Origin of the sequence: Aminobacter sp. MDW-2 (genome assembly GCF_014250155.1) — a bacterium.
Taxonomy (GTDB): Bacteria; Pseudomonadota; Alphaproteobacteria; order Rhizobiales; family Rhizobiaceae; genus Aminobacter; species Aminobacter ciceronei.
On the sequence record NZ_CP060197.1, the window covers coordinates 2,534,828 to 2,555,867 of the forward strand.

At 64.0% G+C, this 21,040-nt stretch carries 21 protein-coding genes; 7 read left to right on the forward strand and 14 right to left on the reverse strand.

What is annotated here, in order from left to right; translation table 11 throughout:
- Nucleotides 1-4 precede the first annotated feature (4 nt).
- From H5P29_RS12335 to H5P29_RS12350, 4 genes are all read left to right on the forward strand, one after another.
- Nucleotides 5-1,306, forward strand: coding sequence for a cytochrome b N-terminal domain-containing protein (locus H5P29_RS12335; protein ID WP_067959379.1), 1,302 nt, complete (start codon nucleotides 5-7; stop codon nucleotides 1,304-1,306).
- A gap of 29 nt (nucleotides 1,307-1,335) precedes the next feature.
- On the forward strand, nucleotides 1,336-2,199 hold the full coding sequence (locus H5P29_RS12340; RefSeq protein WP_154384754.1) for a cytochrome c1: 864 nt from the start codon (nucleotides 1,336-1,338) through the stop codon (nucleotides 2,197-2,199).
- Between the two features lie 178 nt (nucleotides 2,200-2,377).
- The gene (locus H5P29_RS12345; protein WP_154384755.1) at nucleotides 2,378-2,923 is read left to right on the forward strand and encodes an adenine phosphoribosyltransferase; all 546 of its coding nucleotides are present in this window, start codon (nucleotides 2,378-2,380) and stop codon (nucleotides 2,921-2,923) included.
- Nucleotides 2,924-3,391: 468 nt separating this feature from the next.
- Nucleotides 3,392-4,669 (forward strand): FAD-binding oxidoreductase, encoded by a 1,278-nt coding sequence (locus tag H5P29_RS12350; RefSeq protein WP_154384756.1) that lies wholly within the window; start codon nucleotides 3,392-3,394, stop codon nucleotides 4,667-4,669.
- A gap of 390 nt (nucleotides 4,670-5,059) precedes the next feature.
- Here H5P29_RS12350 and H5P29_RS12355 read toward each other — a convergent pair whose 3' ends face one another.
- The 8 genes from H5P29_RS12355 to H5P29_RS12390 form a co-directional block, all read right to left on the reverse strand.
- Nucleotides 5,060-5,518: a MaoC family dehydratase gene (locus tag H5P29_RS12355; protein ID WP_154384757.1), complete on the reverse strand. Its 459-nt coding sequence runs from the start codon at nucleotides 5,516-5,518 to the stop codon at nucleotides 5,060-5,062.
- Nucleotides 5,515-5,979 (reverse strand): MaoC family dehydratase, encoded by a 465-nt coding sequence (locus H5P29_RS12360; protein ID WP_154384758.1) that lies wholly within the window; start codon nucleotides 5,977-5,979, stop codon nucleotides 5,515-5,517. Before H5P29_RS12360 ends, H5P29_RS12355 begins: the two co-directional genes overlap by 4 nt.
- A gap of 82 nt (nucleotides 5,980-6,061) precedes the next feature.
- Nucleotides 6,062-7,036 (reverse strand): magnesium/cobalt transporter CorA, encoded by a 975-nt coding sequence (gene corA, locus H5P29_RS12365; protein ID WP_067959398.1) that lies wholly within the window; start codon nucleotides 7,034-7,036, stop codon nucleotides 6,062-6,064.
- A gap of 235 nt (nucleotides 7,037-7,271) precedes the next feature.
- Complete coding sequence (locus H5P29_RS12370) at nucleotides 7,272-8,069, reverse strand: APH(3')-II family aminoglycoside O-phosphotransferase (RefSeq protein ID WP_154384759.1); 798 nt, start codon at nucleotides 8,067-8,069, stop codon at nucleotides 7,272-7,274.
- Between the two features lie 470 nt (nucleotides 8,070-8,539).
- Nucleotides 8,540-9,643 carry a redox-regulated ATPase YchF gene (ychF, locus tag H5P29_RS12375; protein WP_067959400.1) on the reverse strand — a complete coding sequence of 368 codons (1,104 nt, stop codon included), beginning with the start codon at nucleotides 9,641-9,643 and terminating at the stop codon, nucleotides 8,540-8,542.
- Nucleotides 9,644-9,717: 74 nt separating this feature from the next.
- The gene (locus H5P29_RS12380; RefSeq protein WP_067959403.1) at nucleotides 9,718-10,260 is read right to left on the reverse strand and encodes a dihydrofolate reductase family protein; all 543 of its coding nucleotides are present in this window, start codon (nucleotides 10,258-10,260) and stop codon (nucleotides 9,718-9,720) included.
- 247 nt (nucleotides 10,261-10,507) lie between these two features.
- Nucleotides 10,508-11,245, reverse strand: a complete 738-nt coding sequence (gene pth, locus H5P29_RS12385) for an aminoacyl-tRNA hydrolase (protein WP_067959404.1) — start codon at nucleotides 11,243-11,245, stop codon at nucleotides 10,508-10,510.
- A gap of 27 nt (nucleotides 11,246-11,272) precedes the next feature.
- Nucleotides 11,273-11,884 carry a 50S ribosomal protein L25/general stress protein Ctc gene (locus H5P29_RS12390; RefSeq protein ID WP_067959407.1) on the reverse strand — a complete coding sequence of 204 codons (612 nt, stop codon included), beginning with the start codon at nucleotides 11,882-11,884 and terminating at the stop codon, nucleotides 11,273-11,275.
- Nucleotides 11,885-12,153: 269 nt separating this feature from the next.
- On the opposite strand from H5P29_RS12390, the gene H5P29_RS12395 reads away from it, so the two are divergent.
- The 3 genes from H5P29_RS12395 to chrA all read left to right on the forward strand — a co-directional run bounded on the left by H5P29_RS12395 (nucleotide 12,154) and on the right by chrA (nucleotide 15,176).
- Entirely contained in the window at nucleotides 12,154-12,918 is a 765-nt protein-coding gene (locus H5P29_RS12395; RefSeq protein ID WP_067959410.1) for a sulfite exporter TauE/SafE family protein, read from the forward strand.
- A 121-nt stretch (nucleotides 12,919-13,039) separates the two neighbouring features.
- A complete protein-coding gene (locus H5P29_RS12400; protein ID WP_154384953.1) occupies nucleotides 13,040-13,843 on the forward strand; it encodes a sulfurtransferase/chromate resistance protein in 804 nt (267 codons plus the stop codon).
- Nucleotide 13,844: 1 nt separating this feature from the next.
- Nucleotides 13,845-15,176: a chromate efflux transporter gene (gene chrA, locus H5P29_RS12405; RefSeq protein WP_154384760.1), complete on the forward strand. Its 1,332-nt coding sequence runs from the start codon at nucleotides 13,845-13,847 to the stop codon at nucleotides 15,174-15,176.
- A gap of 77 nt (nucleotides 15,177-15,253) precedes the next feature.
- Here chrA and H5P29_RS12410 read toward each other — a convergent pair whose 3' ends face one another.
- The 6 genes from H5P29_RS12410 to lgt all read right to left on the reverse strand — a co-directional run bounded on the left by H5P29_RS12410 (nucleotide 15,254) and on the right by lgt (nucleotide 20,956).
- Nucleotides 15,254-16,189: a ribose-phosphate pyrophosphokinase gene (locus H5P29_RS12410; protein ID WP_067959419.1), complete on the reverse strand. Its 936-nt coding sequence runs from the start codon at nucleotides 16,187-16,189 to the stop codon at nucleotides 15,254-15,256.
- Nucleotides 16,190-16,302: 113 nt separating this feature from the next.
- Nucleotides 16,303-16,923 (reverse strand): hypothetical protein, encoded by a 621-nt coding sequence (locus H5P29_RS12415; protein ID WP_154384761.1) that lies wholly within the window; start codon nucleotides 16,921-16,923, stop codon nucleotides 16,303-16,305.
- 43 nt (nucleotides 16,924-16,966) lie between these two features.
- Nucleotides 16,967-18,118: a Xaa-Pro peptidase family protein gene (locus H5P29_RS12420; RefSeq protein ID WP_154384762.1), complete on the reverse strand. Its 1,152-nt coding sequence runs from the start codon at nucleotides 18,116-18,118 to the stop codon at nucleotides 16,967-16,969.
- 4 nt (nucleotides 18,119-18,122) lie between these two features.
- Nucleotides 18,123-18,914: a peptidoglycan editing factor PgeF gene (gene pgeF, locus H5P29_RS12425; protein ID WP_154384763.1), complete on the reverse strand. Its 792-nt coding sequence runs from the start codon at nucleotides 18,912-18,914 to the stop codon at nucleotides 18,123-18,125.
- A gap of 105 nt (nucleotides 18,915-19,019) precedes the next feature.
- Nucleotides 19,020-20,105 carry a class I SAM-dependent methyltransferase gene (locus H5P29_RS12430; RefSeq protein ID WP_154384764.1) on the reverse strand — a complete coding sequence of 362 codons (1,086 nt, stop codon included), beginning with the start codon at nucleotides 20,103-20,105 and terminating at the stop codon, nucleotides 19,020-19,022.
- Nucleotides 20,102-20,956 (reverse strand): prolipoprotein diacylglyceryl transferase, encoded by an 855-nt coding sequence (lgt, locus tag H5P29_RS12435; protein ID WP_154384765.1) that lies wholly within the window; start codon nucleotides 20,954-20,956, stop codon nucleotides 20,102-20,104. Before lgt ends, H5P29_RS12430 begins: the two co-directional genes overlap by 4 nt.
- Nucleotides 20,957-21,040 lie beyond the last annotated feature (84 nt).

A 21,040-nucleotide genomic window follows, 5' to 3' on the forward strand; every position in this document is an offset into this window, starting at 1 on the left:
TTCCATGAGCGGTGGACACTCGACCTATTCGCCCAAAACCGGCATCGGCCGCTGGATCGACGCACGCATGCCGCTGCCGCGGCTGGTGCACGACTCGTTCGTTTCCTACCCGGTTCCGCGCAACCTGAACTACGCCTATACCTTCGGCGGCATCCTCTCGATCATGCTGGTGGCGCAGATCCTTACCGGCGTCGTGCTGGCCATGCATTATGCCAACGACACGACGCTCGCCTTCCAGTCGGTCGAAAAGATCATGCGCGACGTCAACTCCGGTTGGCTGCTGCGCTATATGCACTCGAACGGTGCGTCGTTCTTCTTCATCGCCGTCTACATCCACATCATGCGCGGTCTCTACTACGGCTCCTACAAGGCGCCGCGTGAGCTGCTGTGGATTCTCGGCTGCATCATCTACCTCCTGATGATGGCGACCGGCTTCATGGGCTACGTTCTGCCCTGGGGTCAGATGTCCTTCTGGGGCGCCACCGTCATCACCGGCTTCTTCACCGCCATTCCTTTGGTCGGCGAGTGGGTCCAGCAGCTGCTGCTCGGCGGCTTCGCCGTCGACAATCCGACGCTGAACCGCTTCTTTGCCCTGCACTACCTGCTGCCGTTCATGATCGCCGGCGTTGTCGTGCTGCACGTCTGGGCCCTGCATGTTACCGGCCAGACCAATCCGACCGGCATTGAAGTGAAATCGAAGACCGACACCGTCGCCTTCACGCCCTATGCGACCATCAAGGATGGTTTCGCCATGGTCGTGTTCCTGGCCGTGTTCGCCTACTTCATCTTCTACATCCCGAACTTCCTCGGTCACCCCGACAACTACATCCAGGCCGACTCGCTGAAGACGCCTGCGCACATCGTTCCGGAATGGTACTATCTGCCGTTCTACGCGATCCTGCGCGCCGTCACCTTCAACATCGGGCCGATCGACTCCAAGCTTGGTGGCGTGCTCGCCATGTTCGGTTCGATCGCCGTGCTGTTCGTCGTGCCGTGGCTCGACACCTCGAAGGTCCGTTCGGCCGTCTACCGTCCGTGGTACAAGCTGTTCTTCTGGCTCTTCGTCATCAACGCGATCTTCCTCGGCTGGCTCGGTTCGCGCCCCGCTGAAGGTGCCTATGTGATCATGTCGCAGCTGGCCACGCTCTACTACTTCGCATTCTTCCTGGTCATCATGCCGGTTCTTGGCCTGATCGAGACCCCGCGCCGCTTGCCCAACTCGATCACCGAAGCGGTGCTCGAGAAGAACAAGGGCGGCTCGGCTCATCCGGCCGGTGCAAACGCTGCGCCCGAAACCCGCGGCTGAACCAACGAGAATCTGAAAGGGATTTTGGAATGAAAATGATTCTCAACGGTCTGGCGGCCATCGGCTTCCTTCTCGCCGGCACCGCAGGCGCGGCGGTCGCTGCCGAGGAAGCGAACCACGCTGCCGAGCCGACGCACTTCCCGATCCACAAGCCGAAGGAAATGGACTGGACCTTCGCCGGACCGTTCGGCACCTTCGACAAAGGCCAGCTGCAGCGCGGCCTCAAGATCTACAAGGAAGTGTGCTCGGCCTGTCACTCGATGAACCTGGTGGCGTTCCGCACGCTCGAGGACCTCGGCTACTCCGAAGCGCAGGTCAAGGCATTCGCCGCCGAGTATGAAGTGCAGGACGGTCCGAACGGCGAAGGCGAGATGTTCACCCGCAAGGCGCTGCCCGGCGATCACTTCCCGTCGCCCTTCCCGAACACGGCCGCCGCTGCCGCCGCCAATGGTGGTGCTGCTCCGCCCGACTTCTCGCTGATCGCCAAGGCGCGCGGCGTCGAACGCGGCTTCCCGACCTTCGTCTTCGACATCTTCACGATGTACGCGTCGAACGGCCCCGACTACATCCACGCGCTGCTTACCGGCTATGACGAACAGCCGCCGGCCGGAATGGAAATCGCCGAGGGTACGCACTACAATCCGTTCTTCATCGCCGGCAAGTCGCTGGCTATGGCCAAGCCGCTTTCGGACGGCCAGGTGACTTACGAGGATGGTTCGCCCGAGACCGTCGAGCAGTATTCGCGCGACGTCGCTGCCTTCCTGATGTGGGCTGCCGAGCCGCATCTCGAGGCACGCAAGCAGACCGGCTTCGCGGTCATGATCTTTCTGGTGCTGTTCGCTGGCCTGGTCTACGCCACCAAGCGCAGGGTCTGGGCCAACGTCGCCCACTAAGCCGCACCGCAGACTGATAGTGAAGGGCGCTCACAAGGCGCCCTTTTCTTTTGCCTTCCAAACCGTCACAACTTCCGCTGCATCTCCGGTGCCGAACCGGGACGATGCGCGAACCATAGCGCCAGGGCGTTGATTGCGGGGAGGCCCCCGCGGCGCGCCGGCAACGGAGCCCCCGCCGATGAATACCTCGCTCGAACAGACGCTGCTCGGCGCCATCAGGACGATCCCCGACTATCCGCGCCCCGGTGTGATGTTCCGCGACATCACCACGCTGCTCGGCAATGCACGCGCCTTCCGCCGTACCATCGACGAGCTCGTTCATCCCTATGCCGGCGCCAAGATCGACCAGGTCGCTGGCATCGAAGCACGCGGCTTCATCCTCGGCGGCGCCATCGCCCACCAGATGTCTGCCGGCTTCGTGCCGATCCGCAAGAAGGGCAAGCTGCCGCACGAGACCGTGCGCATCGCCTACAGCCTCGAATACGGTCTCGACGAGATGGAGATGCACAAGGACGCGGTCAAGGCAGGCGAGAAGGTCATCCTCGTCGACGACCTCATTGCCACCGGCGGCACTGCAGAAGCGGCCGTCAAGCTGTTGCGCCAGATCGGCGCCGACATCGTCGCCGCCTGCTTCATCGTCGACCTGCCCGAGCTCGGCGGCCGCAAGAGGCTCGAAGCACTCGGCGTCGACGTCCGTACGCTGATTTCGTTCGACGGGCATTGAGCGCCACTGCTCCTTGAGGCGTTGTATCGACGCCTCTGCACTTTTCCAATTTAGTTGCTGCACATTTTGCCTCGCCGCGAACCCTGAGGCCGCTTGCGCCGGCTCTGCCGCATATCGTCTTGACCGCATGCGGAGCCTGACGCTTTCGTTGCAGTTCATAGCGGTGCCGTCTAGGCCGCCAGCGGCTGAAACAATCGAAACACTCCCGCGCCGGTTCAGAAAAACAGCTGAAATCGACGCGGCGTAGGACTGGACGTGCCGCGAGTGCGGCAGGTTCAACCGGCCAAGCGCGCCCTCCATTGCCCGAGCCCAAGATCGCGGCAGAGGCGCGAGCGCGTCTTGTTCCCCAACACGAGTGTTCAACAATGCTGAAGTCAACTGCTTCGCACGAGTTTCCCGAGCGGCTGCGCGCGCCTCATCGGCCAGGATGATCCCGGCTATGAGGCGGCGCGCAGCCTCTACAACGCCATGATCGACAAAAGGCCGCGCTGGATCGTGCCCTGCGCCGACGTCGGCGACGTGGTTGCGGCGGTCAATCATGCCCGCGACCGGCAACTGCTCGTCGCCATTCGCGGCGGCGGCCACAATGGCCCGGGTCTGGGCAGCTGCGACGGCGGCATGGTCATCGACATGTCGCCGATGAAGCGCATCGATATCGATCCGATCAGCCGCATCGTCCGTGTCGAGGCCGGCTGCACCCAAGGCGATGTCGACCGGGCGACCAGCGTGCACGGGCTGGCGGTGCCGGCCGGCATCGTCTCCAGCACCGGCATCGCCGGGCTGACGCTTGGCGGCGGCACCGGCTATCTCACTCGCAAGCATGGCCTGACCATCGACAACCTGCTCGCGGCCGAGGTCGTTCTGGCCGATGGCAGCGTCGTCACCGCAAATGCCCAAGAGCATCCAGAGCTGTTCTGGGCGCTACGCGGCGGCGGCGGCAATTTCGGTGTCGTCACCCGCTTCACCTTCCAGGCCCATCCGGCCAAGGACGTCTATGCCGGGCCGATCTTCTACGACATCGCCCATGCTGCCGAGATCATGCGATGGTACCGCGACTTCCTTCCGGGGGCGCCACGCGAGCTCGGCATGTTCTTCGGCATGAAGACCGTACCTTCTTGCGATCCGTTCCCGCGCGAGATCTGGGGGCGGCGCATCTGCGCGCTGATCAGCTGCTACAACGGAACCGAGGCGGATGGCATCAGGGCGATGCAGCCGATGCGCGAAGCACTCCCCGAGCCGCTGATGGATGGCATGATGACGATAGGCTTCGCCGACCTGCAGGGGCTGTTCGACCCGCTGCTGCCCAAGGGGCTGCACTGGTACTGGAAGGGCGACTATGTCGACGAGCTGTCCGACGCAGCCATCGCCGCCCATGTCGCGCATGGCTCGAAAAGCCCGAGCGAGCTGTCGCTGATGCATCTCTACCCCATCGACGGGGCCGTCCACGACGTCGCTGCCGACGCCACGGCCTGGGGCGCGCGGCGTGCCCGCTGGTCGATGGTCATCGCCGGCATCGACCCCGACCCGGCGAAAGGGGCCGAGCTGAAGCACTGGGCCAGCGCCTACTGGGCCGCGGTGCACAAGCACAACCCACATGGCGGCGCCTACATCAACTTCATGATGGATGACGAGGGCGAAGAACGCGTCCGCGCCGCCTATGGCGGCAACTACCAGCGCCTCGTCGCCGTCAAGCGCCGCTACGATCCGGCAAACCTGTTCCGGGTCAACCACAACATCCGGCCGTAGGGGTGGAGGTCTCGAGACCAACTTGCTGCCACCCGTGGAGAAGTTCTCCACGGGTGGCAGACCTTGTTGCCGCGCGGGCCCGCTTCTATTGGCCAACGTCGTGATCCTTCGCACCCCCCTCTGGCCTGCCGGCCATCTCCCCCTCAAGGGGGGAGATTAGTCTCGTCGTCGCTACGGCTAGTCGCCAACGAAGCAGGGCTTATCCTGTCTGACGTCGCAGGACAGGCGCGTCGGCGACGCGATTAATCTCCCCCCTTGAGGGGGAGATGGCCGGCAGGCCAGAGGGGGGTGCGAAGGATCACGAGATGGCAGATTGGCTTCGTGGTACACCGCCGAGGCAGGTGGACGACGAACGCGGCCTGCCGTCTCACAAGCGGAAGTCTGGCCGCTCTACTCCACCTTCACCAGCACGGCGCTGTCGAACTCGATGACCTTGTCGCCGGTCGAGTCGAAGCCTTCGGAGTGCAGCGTCATCATGCGCCAGCCGGGGCGGGTGGCGAGCGGGCGATGGTCGATGCCGCGGCGGGTGAAGGTGATCGTTTCGCCAGCGAAGACCGGCTTCAGCCATTTCAGATTCTTGAAGCCGGGCGAGGGGCCGAATTCGGGCTTTGGGCCGGGGCCGTCCCAGGCACGGCCGCGATGGGCGAGGTTGAGCTTCATCCACGCCGCCGTGGTGTGCCAGCCGGAGGCGCAGAGGTTGCCGAAGACGCTTGCCTTGGCCGCCTCCTCGTCGGTGTGAAACGGCTGGGGATCGTATTTGCGGGCAAAGTCCTTGATCGCCTCGGCGCTGAAATGATGACTGCCAAGCGTGATGGTGACGCCGATGCCGAGATACTCGTCGAGGGTCATTGTGCTGCCTCGCGGGTCAGGAACATGCAGGTGTTGACGAGTTCGAAGACGGGCTCGCCTTTCTGGTTGACCAGTTCGGCACGCCAGGTGACGAAGCCGAGCCCGGGCTTCGACTTCGACAGGCGGCTCGACAGGATGGTCAATTTGCCGGCAAGCGTGTCGCCTGCAAGCACCGGCTTCTTCCATTTGGCGTAGTCGATGCCGGGCGCGCCCTGCGAGGTCGAGTTCAGCAGCAGCGCGTCGCACAGCATGCGCATGAACATCGAGCAGGTGTGCCAGCCCGAGGCCGCCAACCCGCCGAGAATGCTCGCCTTGCCGGCTTCCTCGTCGAGGTGGAAGAGCTGGGCGTCGAACTCCGAGGCAAACTCGATGATCTCCTCGGCGACGACGGTCTTGCTGCCGAGGTCGATGATCACGCCCTCCGCGAGGTCCTCATAGGCCCATGTCTTGCTGCTGCGCATCGGCAATCCTGTTCAAGCTTGTACGATAACCTTGGACCGGCCTCGCGGGGCGCGCAAGGCCGGCTGCAGGGCAATCATTGGCTCAGAGCCAGCCGCGGCGGCGGAACCACCAGAACGGCAGCACGGCCGAAATGACCATCAGGCCGATTGCCATGGGATAGCCGAGCATCCAGCGCAGCTCCGGCATCAGGTCGAAGTTCATGCCGTAGATCGAGGCGACAAGCGTCGGAGGCAGGAACACCACGGCCGCCACCGAGACGATCTTGATGATGCCGTTCTGCTCGATGTTTATCATGCCGAGCGTGGCATCAAGCAGGAAGGTGATCTTTTGCGACAGGAACGAGGCGTGGTCGGTCAGCGACAGCACGTCGCGCGACAGCGTCTTGACCCGTGCCTTGGCGTCCTTGCCGTTCTTGCCCTGGGCCAGCGCGTTGGCGAGGAAGCCGGACAGGCGTTGCAGCGAGGTCAGGCTGTCGCGGATGTTCGACGTAAGAGACTCTTTGCGGCCGAGGGTCTTGAGGACCTGCTGAAAGTCGCGGTCCCGCTTCGAGGCCTTGGTCGCCGTCGGGTTGAAGATGTCTTTCGACAGCAGCTCGATGTCGCGCGACACCCGTTCCAGCACGTCGGCGAGGCGATCGACGATCGCCTCCAGCAGCCCGACGAGGATGGTCTCGCCCGACGTGCAGCCGATTGCCGCCTTCTCGGCGCGCACAGGGAATGACAGGAACGCCTTCGGCTCGTGATAGCGGATGGTGACCAGCAGGTTGCGGCGCAGGACGAAGGTGACCGGCGACATCACCGGGTCGTCGCTGTCGGCCTGCGACGGCAGCGTCGCCGTCATGAAGTAGGCGCCGTCCTCGACATAGAGCCGGGACGAGATCTCGATCTCCTCCATCTCCTCGCGCGTCGGAACGCCGACGCCAAGCCACTGCTCGACTTCGGCCTCTTCTTCTCGGGTCGGGTTGAGCAGGTCGGCCCAGACAATGCTGTCTTTCGCGGCCGCAATGGAGTCTGCAAGGCGCAGACGATCGTTTTCCACGACGAATGCCTTGATCATCGCCGGTCTCCCACATTTGGAGCTGATATCATGCCCGGTCGCGGGCGGGGTTAAAGGATTGTGCCGGCGGGGGCACGAAAGGGCCGGGCCAGCGCCTAGGCGCGATAGACCCGCGCGGCTGCGACGTCAAGTTGCAAGTCGGTAAGGTGCGGCGGGCATGCGGGCGCCGCGACCGAGGTGGCTGGGGGCGCAGTCCTCCATGGCAATCGAGGAGATCGTCGCCGCCCCGCCAAGCTCAGAAGAACTCGTCGAGCAGTTGGTAGTATGCGAGCCGCGCCGGTTCGGCGTCCGGCAGGCCGTAGCGTTCCAGAAACGGCGCCACCCATTGCTGGCCGAGATTGAAGTGGATGCTCCAGCAGAGAATGCCGAGATCCTGGCAGCGGTCGGCGACGCCGAGCCGACTGCAGTCGATGAAGCCGGAGAAGCGGCCGCCATCGGCGATGAAATTGGGCATCGACGCGTCGCCATGGGTGACGACAAGGTCTTCCTTGCCGGCGGGCCGGCGCGCCAGCAGTTGCTCGAACACGACTTCGGCGGGCTGGCCCAGCCATTCGTCGTCGAAGTCCTCGACGTCGACCACGCCCGCTACCATGCGCGTCCGGGCAACCTCGATGCGTGCCGAAAGCCTGTGATCGAAGGGGCAGGAGGCGATGTCGAGTGCATGCAGCCGGCGCAGGGCGTTGGCCATGATGGCGACAGCCTGCTCGGGGGGAACCTCGTGCGAAACGAGGTCTTGTCCGGCGACGGCTGTCATCAGCAGCCAGTGCGTTCCGGCGTGAGTCTCGAAAGCCAGGACCTCAGGGCAGGGGATGTCCTGGCCGTCCAACCAGCGCAGGCGCGCCACCTCGTCGGGCAGTTCGGCGAAGTCGCCTGTCGCCTCGGCCTTGAGGAACAGTGTCGGCTTGCCGGCAGCCGCAAGCTTGAACACGCCGGCATTCGAATGGCCGATGGTCTGCCGGTCCCAGCTGTAACTCGCCAGTGCCTCGCGCAGCAACGCGGGAAGATCCATCTCGACATGTGCGTGCTGTGTCATCCGGCGCCTCAAGAGACAATTGCTGCGCGGGCAGCATCGCCGCCGTGTCGCTTGGGCGCAGATAGGTATTCGCAGCTGAGCCGTCGAGAACAATCCAGTTGATCGTGTCCAACGCTGGTGATGAGGCTGCCTGAAGAGGAGAGAGCCTCGAGCCGGTCCAAGTGCTGGATTTGGCCGAATGACGTCGCCATCCTGGACAAACAAAAAAGGCCGGGATGCCCCCGACCTTTCTCTAGCGTCTCAACATCCAGTGCCAGTACATCCGTGGTCAAAGGTGGAGACGATCTGCAAATCTCCAGGCGACCCTAGTCAGGCTTGGTTAGCAAAAGGTTAACGCTGCAAGGGCGCAGACTGAAAAGCGGGCTTGCAAAGGCCGGGTGATCGGACGGTCTCATTGCCAAAAGAAAAGCCCCGCAATGCGGGCCCGCAATGCGGGGCTTTTCGAAGGCGCATGCGGTGGAGCCAGGCGATCAGGTGTTGAACTTGAACAGCATTACGTCGCCGTCCTGGACGACATATTCCTTGCCTTCGTCGCGTGCCTTGCCGGCTTCCTTGGCAGGGACTTCGCCGCCGAGGGTGACGAAGTCGTTGAAGGCGATGGTCTGGGCGCGGATGAAACCGCGTTCGAAGTCGGTGTGGATGACGCCGGCGGCCTGGGGTGCCTTGGCACCCTTGTGCACGGTCCAGGCGCGCGTCTCCTTCGGACCCACGGTGAAGTAGGTGATGAGGTGCAACAGCTCGTAGCCGGCGCGGATGAGCTTATCGAGGCCCGGCTCGTCGAGCCCCATGTCGGCCAGGAATTCCTGAGCTTCCTCGTCGGGCAGCTGCGCCACCTCGGCCTCGATGGCCGCCGAGATGATGACGACGCCGGCGCCCTGCGCCTCGGCCATCTTCTGGACGGCTGCGGTGTGTTCGTTGCCGGTCGCGGCATCGCTTTCGGCGACGTTGCAGACATAGAGCACCGGGTGCGAAGTCAGAAGGTTCAGGCCCTGCAGGATGGCCAGGTCTTCGGCTGATATGCCCTTGAGCAGCAGGCGCGCCGGCTTGCCGTCCTGGAGCAGCGCCAGCGCCTGCTCCATCATCGGCAGCACGGTTGTCGCTTCCTTGTCCTTGCTGGCGCCGCGCTTGCGGAACTGCACGATGCGGCGCTCGAGGCTTTCGAGGTCGGCGAGCATCAGCTCGGTCTCGACCGTCTCGGCGTCGGCGACAGGGTCGATGCGGCCCTCGACATGGGTGATGTCGTCGTCCTCGAAGCAGCGCAGCACATGCACGATGGCGTCGACCTCGCGGATGTTGGCCAGGAACTGGTTGCCCAGGCCTTCACCCTTGGAGGCGCCGCGCACCAGGCCGGCGATGTCGACGAAGGAGATGCGGGTCGGAATGATCTCCTTCGACTTGGCGATGTTGGCCAGCTGCTTGAGGCGCGGGTCCGGCACCGCGACCTCGCCGGTGTTCGGCTCGATGGTGCAGAAGGGGTAATTCGCCGCCTGGGCGGCAGCCGTGCGCGTCAGCGCGTTGAAAAGCGTCGATTTGCCAACGTTGGGCAGGCCGACGATGCCGCATTTGAAACCCATGGTCTTTTGGTCCTATCGGGAAATCGGAATTTGCTCAGGGCTATGGGCGATAGGGCCTAAGATCGTCAAGTCTTTCAGCGTCGCACGCGGTATTGCGCATGCACTGCGCCGTTGGCCAAGGGCTTCGCAAAGGCGAGATCAAGCCAGCGATCTGCCTGTCTGCCGCCGAAAGCCCGTAAGCCTGATCCGAGGATTATGGGGATGGTGCCGATCTCGATTGTGTCGAGCAGGCCGGCATCCATGAACTGGCGGGCCAAATCGCCTCCGCCGAGCAGCCAGATGCGGCCCGTGGCGCCCCGCGCGCGAAGATTGGCAAGCATTTCGGCTGGCGCGCCGACCATGGCTGCTGCGTTCTCGGGCAGATTGTCGAGCGGGCGCGAGGTAGCCACCAGGCAAGGGTATTTGGCGTAGGTCCACTCCGGTTCACGGCGGACGATATCATAGGTGGCGCGGCCCATGACGATGCCGCTCAGTGACGCCATGAAGCCGGAAATGTCGTAATCGTCATCAGGTGGAAAGTTGTCGAGCCAGTCGAACGTGCCGTCCTCGCGGGCAATGAAGCCATCAAGCGACATCGCGAACATGTAGATGACGTCGTCAATGCCTGTTGTCGCCATGATCTGCTCCCTGTTGTCAGGGATGGGTTCTATCATTGCGGCTGGTCGTCTTGTGTCAGGGGACTTTCACTGGCCGGGCGAATCCGATGGCCCCTCAGTCCTTGCCGAGCAGCTTCTTCAGCATCACAGCCATGGGGCCGGTCTCTGGAAGCTTGACCACAGGCTGGTTCGGTCGGGCTCGGCTGCAGCTTATCGCGCAGGCACGATGGCGGCGACCATCAAGTCTAACGCTCGCTGGAGGTGCAGTCTATTCCTTGCCGAGCAGCTTCTTCAGCATGGCTGCCATCGGCCCGGTCTCGGGAACCTTGACGGCAGGCTGGTTCGGTCGGGCCTGGCGAATGTGGCTCTGGGCCTTCGGCGCCTGCGGTTTGGCGGCCTTCGGCGGTGGCGCGTCGTTCGTACCAGTCGGCTGAAGCTTGTCGCGTAGCCCGATGGTAACCTTGTTCATGAAGCCGTTGTCATCGCCCTTGGTCAAAAGATCGGCGCTGTCGGCCAGAAGGTCGAGGAGAACATCTAGCCACTCCTTGTCGGCCTTGGCGAAGTCGCCGAGCACGTGGCCGTGGACCATCTCCTTGACGCCAGGATGGCCTATGCCGATGCGGACGCGGCGATAATCCCTGGCGATGTGCTGGTCGATGGAGCGGATGCCGTTGTGGCCGCCGGCGCCGCCGCCAACCTTGACCCTCACCTTGCCGGCAACGAGGTCGAGTTCGTCATAGAAGACGGTGAGATCGGCAGGGGCGAGCTTGTAGAAGCGCATGGCCTCGCCGACCGACTGGCCGGACAGGTTCATGAAGGTCTGAGGCTTGATCAGGACGATCTTCTCGCCGGCGATGTTGCCCTCAGCGACCATGCCCTTGAACTTCTTCGTCCAGGGCGAAAACGAATGGCGGCGGGCAATTGCGTCCGCCGCCATGAAGCCGACATTGTGCCGGTTGTTCTGGTATTGCGTACCCGGATTGCCGAGACCTGCAAAGAGCAGCATGTGTCGGGATCTCCGGGTATGCGCCGATTATGCCTCGGAGGCAGCCTCGGTTGCGCCTTCTTCCGACTTCGATGCCGAGGTGCCGGCGATCGTTGCGATGGTGAAGTCGCGGTCGGAGATGACGGGCTTCACGCCCTTCGGCAGTTTGACGGCCGAGATGTGGATCGAATCGCCGATGTCGACGCCGTCGAGATCGACGGTGATGAACTCGGGGATCGCGTTGGCCGGGCAGTGGAACTCGACCTCGTGACGGACGATGTTCAGCGCACCACCGCGCTTGAGGCCTGGCGACTTCTCTTCATTGATGAAGTGAACCGGAACCTGGACGTTGACTTCGGTGTTTGCGCCAACGCGCAGGAAGTCGACATGCATCGGGAAGTCGCGGACCGGATCAAGCTGGTAGTCCTTCGGCAGGACCTTGATCTTCTTGCCGTCGACGTCGATCGTCGCCACGGTCGTCAGGAAGCCGCCGCCATGGATCTTGTAGAAGATGTCCTTGTAGGACAGGGCGATGGCCAGGGGAGGCTGCTTGTCGCCGTAAATGACTGCAGGCACTTTGCCGTTGCGACGAACTTCACGGGCGGACCCCTTACCGACCAGTTCGCGTGCTTCGGCCTTGAGCTCGTATGTTTCGCTCATGGCATTTCCTTTCGGTTGTATGGAGCGCCTACGGCGGGCATGAAGCCTGATCCGTAAACGTCGAAAGCCGCCGGGTGAGGCGGCCTTCCGCCGCGTTGCCTCCAAGGGTGTCTACGCGGGTGGCGGCTCTATATCGGAAGGCGGCAAAAAGTGCAACCGCCGCACCGGTTTTGGGGCTGGCTCGCTGTTGGCGCCGCTGTGGCTGCTCGCACTTATGCTGCCAAGCCTGTATCAGGCCGAGCTCAAGTAACTAAGCCGACAAGTTCATCATGTACGAAATTCTCCCGCTCCAGCTTTCGACTGGTACCATCGTGGTGCTGGTCATTGCCGCCTTCGTTGCCGGTTGCGCGCGCGGCTTCTCGGGTTTTGGCGGAGCGCTGATCTTCGTGCCGGTGGCAAGCGCGCTGATTGGCGCCAAGCTTGCCGTGCCGTTGCTCTTGATCGTCGACCTGGTGCTGACGCCGGGGCTGATCCCCAAGGCGTGGCGCAGCGCTGACCGCGGCAATGTCGGGGTTATGGCGCTGGGGGCGATGATTGGCGTGCCCAGCGGCACTTACCTGCTCACCCATGTCGACGGCGTCATGATCCGCTGGGCGATCGTCGCCATCGTTGCCGGGCTGCTGGCGCTCCTGATGTCGGGCTGGCGCTATCACGGCCGCCCGCATGCCAGCCTGACGGCGGCGGTCGGCATGACCTCGGGGGTGTTTTCGGGCGCTGCCCAGGTCGGCGGGCCACCCGTCGTCGCCTACTGGCTCGGCGGCGCCATCCCGCCGCTGACGGTGCGGGCCAACATCGTGCTCTATTTCGCCATATCGAGTGTGCTGTCGATCACCAGCTACCTCATTGCCGGCCTGCTGACCTGGGAGACGGTTGGGCTGTCGCTGACCATCGGGCCGACCTTCGCAATCGGCCTCTATATCGGCTCGCGCCTGTTCAGTCGCGCCAACGAGGCAACCTTCCGGCGCATCTGCTACGGCCTGATCGCCACCGCCGCGATCATCGGCCTGCCGGCACTCGACGGCGTGCTGAGATGATTGAACCTGTCGACGCTTTCAAATAGACTTCACATATCGGGGGCATGGTGGACTCCCCGTGAGGCCGAAGGGCCCAAGCTCCGCCTTCGCGATGTTGTGCGGAGGAAAGACCATGCCCGGAATGATCTCAGCAATAAAACTGATCCATCTCATCGGTACGGAGAAGTGTCCTTTGATCGTCGACGTGCGTCGCCGCGCCGCGTTTGCTGCCGCGCCGACGCGGATCGCCGGTGCGTTGTGGCGCGACCACATGAAGGTAGGGGAGTGGCTGCCACAGTTTCCGGCGGGGAGGAGCATCGTCGTCTATTGTGCGCATGGCCATAATGTCAGCGAGATCGGGCTGACCAAGCTGCTCGCCGCCGGTGCGGATGCGCTGATGCTGGAAGGTGGCATCGACGCCTGGCTTGCGGCTGGCGGGCCTGTCGTGGCGCGCGAGGCACCAGGCCTCGAGCCGGGGCTGCCATGGCCCAGCGAATGGGTGACGCGGGCCCGGCCGAAGATCGACCGCATCACCTGTCCATGGCTGATCAGGCGCTTCATCGACCCGCTGGCCATTTTCCACTTCGTCTCGGCCGAATGGGTCAAGGACGTCGCCGACGAGACCGGCGCCATCCCCTTCGACATCAAGGACGTGCATTATTCGCACCGTGGCGACGACTGCAGCTTCGACACACTCATAGCGGAATTCGGCCTGTCGGATCCACCGCTGCTGCATCTCGCCCGCATCGTCAGGGCTGCGGATACGGCGCGGCTTGACATGGAGCCCGAGGCTGCAGGACTTCTCGCCATGTCGCTCGGACTGTCAGCCATCGAAGGCGACGATCATGCCCAGCTCGAAAGAGGCATGACGCTCTATGATGCGCTCTATGGCTGGTGCCGTTACGCCACCCAGGAAACCCACAACTGGCCAGCGAAGGCGGTTTGACATGGATGCCACGCTGCCAGGCCCCAACCCTTCCTTCGGAGAGGCGACGAGGACCTTCGCCAGGATCGGGCTTTTGTCGTTCGGTGGGCCGGCCGGCCAGATCGCGCTGATGCACAGGATCCTCGTCGACGAGAAACGCTGGCTCGACGAGCCGCGTTTCCTGCATGCGCTCAACTATTGCATGCTGCTGCCCGGACCCGAGGCGATGCAGCTTGCGACCTACTGCGGCTGGCTGCTGCACGGCATCAGGGGCGGTCTGGTGGCCGGACTATTGTTCGTGCTGCCCGGTGCCTTGGTCATCACCGCATTGTCGGCGATCTACCTCACCGTCGGCCATGTCGCGCTGGTGCAAGGGCTGCTGTTCGGGCTCAAGGCGGCAGTGCTTGCCGTCGTGCTCGAGGCGTTGATCAAGGTGTCAAGGCGGGCGCTGAAGGGTGGCGCGATGGTCGCACTGGCGATTGTGGCCTTCATTGCCATTGCCTTCCTCAAGCTGCCATTTCCGCTGATCGTCGTCGCGGCGGCGGCAATCGGCGCGGTGCTGCACCTCGCCGGGCTGCAACAGAGCGGCGCCGAGGCGGCTGACGAAGATGACGTCGCCTACGCCATGCCGGAATGGACAAGGCCCAGCGCGCGGCGGCTCTTCTCCACGCTCGCCGTCTGGCTGGCAATCTGGTTCGTGCCGCTGATCATCCTGTGGCAGGCGCTCGGTCCGGCCCATGTCTACACGGCGGAAGCGACCTTCTTCTCCAAGATGGCAGCGGTGACCTTTGGCGGTGCCTATGCCGTGCTTGCCTATGTCGCCCAGCAGGCGGTCGAGGTGCATGGCTGGCTGAAGCCCGACGAGATGCTGACCGGCCTCGGCCTTGCCGAGACGACGCCGGGGCCGTTGATCCTGGTGCTGGTCTTCGTCGGCTTCCTCGGCGGCGCTCGGCTTGCGGCACTGGCGCCCTTGGCCGGTGGCATTGGCGGGGCGTTGGTGACGCTGTGGTTCACCTTCGTGCCGTGTTTCCTGTGGGTCTTCGTCGGCGCGCCCTATGTCGAGACGGTGCGCCATGTGCGCTGGTTGGCGAGCGCGCTGTCGGCGGTGACGGCGGCAGTGGTCGGCATCATCGCCAATCTCGCCGTGTGGTTTGGGCTCCACGTCCTGTTCGGTAACGTCGACGAGGTGGGTTGGGGGCCGTTCGTGCTGCCGGCACCTGAAATCGGCAGCTTCGACGCGGTTGCAGCGGTCATTGCGGTCGCCGCCGGCGTGGCGCTGATCCGCTTCAAGGCCAACATGATCGCCGTACTCGCCGTCGCGGCGCTCGCCGGCATGGCCTGGCGGATGTTCTGAAAAAGTGCTGCCGGGACGAAAAAGCCCCGCCTCGGCATGCCGGGCGGGGCTTTGAAATGTCTGCTTGCGGCAAAGAATCAGTCGAAAAGGCTCGACACCGATTCTTCGGTTGCCGTGCGCGAAATCGCTTCGCCGATCAGGTCGCCGATCGAGACGACGCGAATGTTGTGTGCGTCCATGACAGCCTGGGTCGGCTGGATCGAGTCGGTAATAACCAGTTCCTGCAACTGCGAGCCGGCGATGCGGGCAGCGGCACCGCCCGAGAGCACGCCGTGGGTGATGTAGGCGGTGACCGAGGTGGCGCCCTTGGCGAGCAGCGCGTCGGCCGCGTTGCACAGCGTGCCGCCGGAATCGACGATGTCGTCGATCAGCAGGCAATCCTTGCCGTGCACTTCGCCGATGACGTTCATCACTTCGGATTCACCGGGGCGCTCACGGCGTTTGTCGACGATGGCAAGCTGGGCGTCGATGCGCTTGGCCAGCGCACGTGCACGCACCACGCCGCCGACATCAGGCGAAACCACCGTGACGTTGCCCAGTTGCTTGTACTTGGCCTTGACGTCGCGGGCCATCACCGGAACCGAGAACAAATTGTCGGTCGGGATGTCGAAGAAGCCCTGGATCTGGCCGGCATGCAGGTCGAGCGTCAGCACGCGGTTGGCGCCGGCACGCGCAATCATGTTGGCGACGAGCTTGGCCGAGATCGGCGTGCGGCCGGAGGCGCGGCGATCCTGCCGTGCATAGCCGAAATAGGGGATGACGGCCGTGATGCGCCGTGCCGACGAGCGCATGAAGGCATCGATCATGATGAGCAGTTCCATCAGGTGATCGTTGGTCGGGAAGGCGGTCGACTGCAGGATGAAGACATCCTCGCCGCGCACGTTCTCTTGAATTTCGACGAAGATTTCCTGGTCGGCGAAGCGCCTGACGCTGGCCTTGCCCAGGGGAATGTTGAGATAGCGAGCGACAGCTTCTGCTAGCACCCGGTTGGAATTGCCCGCGAAGAGTTTCATACGCCGATCCTGGAAGTGAATATGAGCGGGCTTTTAGCGGCCTTGGCTCGTATTGCAAGCGGAGTCGCCATTGATTCCCAAAAAAGCGACATACCGGAACGGAATGCCGCAGCTTAGCCGGGTTTTGCCGCCAGCCACTGGGCCAACTGGTCGATGGTGTTGTCGGCGATGGTCTGCATGGTCGCGGGCGCTACCGTTGGCCATCCTTCACCGCTGCCGGTCGACGGCGCGGTCTGCTGGCCGTTGATGCGGTGCAGCCGGGTGCCGGCGGGGTCGTAGACGTCCCAGACATAGACGACCGTCGTGTCCTTGCCCTCGGTCATTGCCGAGAAATAGCCGCGCATGATGATGCCGGGCGGCGTGGTGTCGGTGCTGCCGGCGAGCGTGATGCCGCGTTCGCGGGCCCTGATGCCGAGGCGCTGGGTCAAAGGCGTCGCCGCTTCGACCGTCGCGCCGACGATCGGGGCGAACTGCACGCGCGCTTTGCCGACGATGGCGGCGGTCTGTGCCGGAGCGGCCGCTTCAGCCGTCGGTGCAGGACCCGCTGCTGCGGCGGCGGTTGCCGCGCCCGTCACGGCGGGTGCTGCGACATCGGTGCCTTCAGTCCTGGCAAGTGCCGTCGACTGCTCGGTGGGGGCCACGGCAGACGGTTCAAGGACGTCCTTGGCGCTGTTGCACGCGGACAGGGCGGCAGAGGCGGACAGGCAGGCTGCCGCAAAAATCCAACGTCTCATTTGCCCGAACTCCCTGGCAAACGCCCCTCAGCGCTCTGCGCAATCATCGTACGATCAAGTCGAGATCATGGCGGGACAGCGGCTTGGGTGCGGATTCAGTGGTCAGATAGGTACGACCCAACGTCATTGCGGTCTCGGTTTCCGAATCCATGATGATCATGTGGGCGAACAAAGTCATGTTGGGGGCAATCGGTTCGGGATTGCCCTGGTAGAACATCGGCATGTCCATCCAGGACGGGGTAAAGCGGGCGCCGACCGAGTAACCGCAAGCATTGAGCCGATGCTTGGTCAGGTCATGTGCTTCCAGCGTGCGAGCATGCGCGTCGAAGACGTCGCCGAAGGTGTTGCCCGGCGTCATCGCCTTTTCAACCGCCAGCAGGGCGGCCAGCGAGGCGTCGTAGAGCTCCTGGTGGCGCCTGGAGGCCTTGCCGGTCAGCACCGTGCGCATCATCGGCGCATGGTAGTGGTTGAACACGCCCGCCCATTCCAGCGTCAGCTGGTCGTTCTTGTTGAGCTTGCGGCGGCCGGAATTGTAGCGGCAGAGCAGGGCATCCGCGCCGGAGCCGATGATGAACTCGTTGGCGGGATAGTCGCCGCCACCGGTGAAGATCGCGCCCTGCATGGCGGCCAGGATCCTGGCTTCGTCACCGCCCTGCTTGATCAGCGGCAGGGCCGCGTCGAGCGCATCGTCGGCGAGGCTCGCCGCTTTTTCCGCCTTTTCGATTTCAGCCGGGCTCTTGAACAGGCGCAAACGCCCGACGATGCCGGACGCATCGACGATCTGGCCGAAGGTCTGCAACTGCTCGTCGAGGCGGCGGCCGTTGAACGCGGTCAGGCCATGGGTGTCGTATTCGACGCCGACACGCGCTCCGAGCAGGCCGAGATCGTTAAGCAGGTTGCGCAGGTCGAGCGTCGGATTCGCATTGTCGCGGTCGGTCCACAGCACGATGTTTTCAATGATCGAGGTGTGGCGTGCCTGGCGCAGGTCGGCCGAACGGGTCAACAGCGTCATCGAGCCGTCGGCCATCACCACCAGCGACTGGAAGAAGCAGAAGCCGAACGTGTCGTAGCCGGTCAGCCAATACATGCTTTCCTGCGCGAACAGGACAACGGCATCGAGCTTCTTTTCGGCCATCTCGATCATCAGCCGGTCGCGCCGGGCGTCGAATTCGGTTCGTTCGAAATGCAGCGCCATGCTGTCAGTCCTCCAATGCAATTGCCGAAATCTGCCGCCCGTAATCAGCTTCCTTGCGGTGCGTGGTGCGCCGGTAGGAGTAAAACAGCTCTTCTTCCGCATAGGTGCAGCGGTTCAGAGCTTCCGCCTGAACGCCGGCCTTGCGCAGCCGGTCGACCGTGTAGAGGTTGAGGTCGAACATGTGGTGGCCGGCATTCGCCGACGGTGTGAAGTACTTGGCATTGTCGGCGTCGCCTTCGACGAAGCGGGCGACGAATTCGGGGCCGACCTCGTAATTGGCGGCGCTGATCGACGGGCCGAGCACGGCGAGGATGCGCTCGCGCCTGGCGCCGAGGCCCTCCATCGCGGCAACGGTGTTTTCGAGCACGCCCGTAAAGGCGCCTTTCCAGCCGGCATGGGCAGCACCGATGATGCGCGCTTGCGGGTCGGCAAACAGGACTGGGCCGCAATCGGCCGAAGAGGCACCGAGCGCGATGCCGGGCCTGTCGGTCACCAGCGCGTCGGCCTTGGGGCGGCCGTCGGCAAAGGGGCCGGTGGCGACGACGACGTCGGGCGAATGGACCTGGTAGAGGCTGAGCAGGCGGTTGGCCGGCACACCCATCCAACTGGCGACGCGGCGGCGATTCTCGGCCACGCGCGTCTGGTCGTCGTCGGAGCCGACGCCGATGTTGAGGCCCTGATAGATGCCTTCGGAGACCCCGCCGGTGCGGGTGAAGTAACCGTGGCGGATGCCATTGGCCTCCGCGCTGGCGAGCAAGTTGGACCGGATCGGATCCGGTTTCGAGTCGTTCAGCATTGCCGCCTTGTCATCCTCGTTAGCGATTTCGTCAAGGCCGGGCCAGCCGCCACAGGTCGCCTCGCCATCTCGAGGCCGGACAGTGGGGCAGGCGCAAGCGTGCTGTCAACTGACGTCGGGGAAGGGAATTCTTGTGCCACGCGGAGCAACCGCAAGCACCTTGAACAGTGTTCCCATGGCATCGGGGCCGGCAAGCCGCTCGACCTCGCCGCGGATCTTTTCACGCCCGGCGGCGTCCGCATCGGCACCAAACTTGCCGGCGCGTTCGAGCAGCCCCATGGCGAGCAGGAACGCGCCCTGGGTTGCCAGATGCGCATGAAGCCCATGTGCCCGGGCTGCCAAAGCAAGGGCCGCGAAGTCGACATGCGAGGTGAGGTCAGCCTCGCCGGGATTTGCGAGCACGTCGTCATAGTGGTGCTTGCGCAGCGCCTGCAGCGTGTCGCCGATGCCTGGTTCGACATGGCCGTAGTCGAAGAACAGGCCGGCGCCGCCAAAGGTGGCGAGATGGGTGGCGATCTGCTCCATCGTGCCGGTGCGCGCCGGGGCGAATTCGAAGATCGCACCCTCTGGCGCGGTCGCGGCGGCAACCGGCAGCAGCGCCGTCTCGATCGTTGCCGGGCCGGCAACGAAGCCAAGCTCGCCTGTTTCATTGAGGCCAACGGCGCGCTCGTGCCAAGCGGCACCGATCCTGACGAACTGGCGGGTCGGGATGGCGTCGAACAGTTCGTTGCCGACGATGAACAGTGGCGCAGTTGGCAGCGTCGACACCGTGTCGTGCCAGTCGATCCGGATGCCGCTGCTGGCGAGCGTCTGTTTCTGCACCCCTCGCAGCTTCGGGCTCGTCTCAACCAGGGCGATGGAGGCGCCGGCGACGAAAGCGCCGTCGAGTTTTTGCAGAACCCTGAGCACGTCCTTCATCAGCGTGCCGCGCCCAGGGCCGATCTCGGCCAACGTCGCGCCGGTTGGAGACCCTGCCGCCTGCCAGGCGGCATAAAGCCAGACGGCGACGAGTTCGCCGAACATCTGGCTGACCTCGGGCGCCGTAGTGAAATCGCCCTCGACACCGAACGGCTCGCGCGTCGTGTAATAGCCGTCAGTTGGATCGAACAGGCACAGCGCCATGTAGTCGGCGACGCTGATCGGGCCCGATGCCGCGATCAGGCCTGCGATGCGCGTCCTGAGCGCAGTCATGCCGGCCTGGCGATCTGCGTGACCGGCTTGGCCGACAGCATCGCCCACAGGCCGATCAGCACCATCGGCACCGACAGCACCATGCCCATGGTCAGCCAGCCGCCGAGGAGATAGCCGATCTGCTGGTCGGGCTCACGGAAGAACTCGACGAAGATGCGCGACAGGCCATAGCCGCAGACGAAGGCGCCGGCGATGAAACGCGGCGTCTTCAGTTTGAGCCTGGAATGAGTCAGGAAACGCAGCACGAGGAACAGGACCAGGCCTTCGAGCAGGGCCTCGTAGATCTGGCTCGGGTGACGCAGAAAAGGTCCGCCGGTGGGAAACTCGATCGCCCATGGCACGTCGGTCACCCGGCCCCATAGCTCCGAATTGATGAAGTTGGCGAGGCGCACCAGGCCGAGGCCGACCGGCACGCCGGCGGCAACGACGTCGATCAGCGACCAGACGAGGATGCCGTGCTTGCGGGCGAACAGCACCATGGCAAGGGTGACGCCGAGCAGGCCGCCATGAAACGACATGCCGCCCTGCCAGACCGCGAAGATGTCGAGCGGATTGGAGATGTAGCGGGCGAGGTCGTAAAACAGGATGTAGCCGATGCGGCCACCAAGCACGACGCCAGCCGCTGCCCAGACCAGGAAATCGTCGAGGGCCTCGGGCTTCATCGGCAGCACGCCGTTCGGCCACAGACGGGTGTTGGTCACCAGCCGCTTGCCGTACCACCAGGCAAACAGGATGCCGACGATGTAGCCCAGCCCGTACCAGTGAATGGCCAGCGGTCCGAGTTGCACGATGACGGGATCGATGTTCGGAAAGGGCAGGGCAGCCAGCGGCAAGGCAAGGTATTCGCTCAAGTCAGTCTCCAGGGCAGGCAATCGCGGCGGACCATGCGGCAGGCTTTTGGCACGGTCAAGGCAGGCAACCCCGCAGTAACCGAG

Coding starts and splice junctions, on each gene's coding strand:
- H5P29_RS12335 (WP_067959379.1), top strand. CDS start 5: ATGAGCGGTGGACACTCGACCTATTCGCCCAAAACCGGCATCGGCCGC.
- H5P29_RS12340 (WP_154384754.1), top strand. CDS start 1,336: ATGAAAATGATTCTCAACGGTCTGGCGGCCATCGGCTTCCTTCTCGCC.
- H5P29_RS12345 (WP_154384755.1), top strand. CDS start 2,378: ATGAATACCTCGCTCGAACAGACGCTGCTCGGCGCCATCAGGACGATC.
- H5P29_RS12350 (WP_154384756.1), top strand. CDS start 3,392: ATGATCGACAAAAGGCCGCGCTGGATCGTGCCCTGCGCCGACGTCGGC.
- H5P29_RS12355 (WP_154384757.1), bottom strand. CDS start 5,518: ATGACCCTCGACGAGTATCTCGGCATCGGCGTCACCATCACGCTTGGC.
- H5P29_RS12360 (WP_154384758.1), bottom strand. CDS start 5,979: ATGCGCAGCAGCAAGACATGGGCCTATGAGGACCTCGCGGAGGGCGTG.
- corA (WP_067959398.1), bottom strand. CDS start 7,036: ATGATCAAGGCATTCGTCGTGGAAAACGATCGTCTGCGCCTTGCAGAC.
- H5P29_RS12370 (WP_154384759.1), bottom strand. CDS start 8,069: ATGACACAGCACGCACATGTCGAGATGGATCTTCCCGCGTTGCTGCGC.
- ychF (WP_067959400.1), bottom strand. CDS start 9,643: ATGGGTTTCAAATGCGGCATCGTCGGCCTGCCCAACGTTGGCAAATCG.
- H5P29_RS12380 (WP_067959403.1), bottom strand. CDS start 10,260: ATGGCGACAACAGGCATTGACGACGTCATCTACATGTTCGCGATGTCG.
- pth (WP_067959404.1), bottom strand. CDS start 11,245: ATGCTGCTCTTTGCAGGTCTCGGCAATCCGGGTACGCAATACCAGAAC.
- H5P29_RS12390 (WP_067959407.1), bottom strand. CDS start 11,884: ATGAGCGAAACATACGAGCTCAAGGCCGAAGCACGCGAACTGGTCGGT.
- H5P29_RS12395 (WP_067959410.1), top strand. CDS start 12,154: ATGTACGAAATTCTCCCGCTCCAGCTTTCGACTGGTACCATCGTGGTG.
- H5P29_RS12400 (WP_154384953.1), top strand. CDS start 13,040: ATGATCTCAGCAATAAAACTGATCCATCTCATCGGTACGGAGAAGTGT.
- chrA (WP_154384760.1), top strand. CDS start 13,845: ATGGATGCCACGCTGCCAGGCCCCAACCCTTCCTTCGGAGAGGCGACG.
- H5P29_RS12410 (WP_067959419.1), bottom strand. CDS start 16,189: ATGAAACTCTTCGCGGGCAATTCCAACCGGGTGCTAGCAGAAGCTGTC.
- H5P29_RS12415 (WP_154384761.1), bottom strand. CDS start 16,923: ATGAGACGTTGGATTTTTGCGGCAGCCTGCCTGTCCGCCTCTGCCGCC.
- H5P29_RS12420 (WP_154384762.1), bottom strand. CDS start 18,118: ATGGCGCTGCATTTCGAACGAACCGAATTCGACGCCCGGCGCGACCGG.
- pgeF (WP_154384763.1), bottom strand. CDS start 18,914: ATGCTGAACGACTCGAAACCGGATCCGATCCGGTCCAACTTGCTCGCC.
- H5P29_RS12430 (WP_154384764.1), bottom strand. CDS start 20,105: ATGACTGCGCTCAGGACGCGCATCGCAGGCCTGATCGCGGCATCGGGC.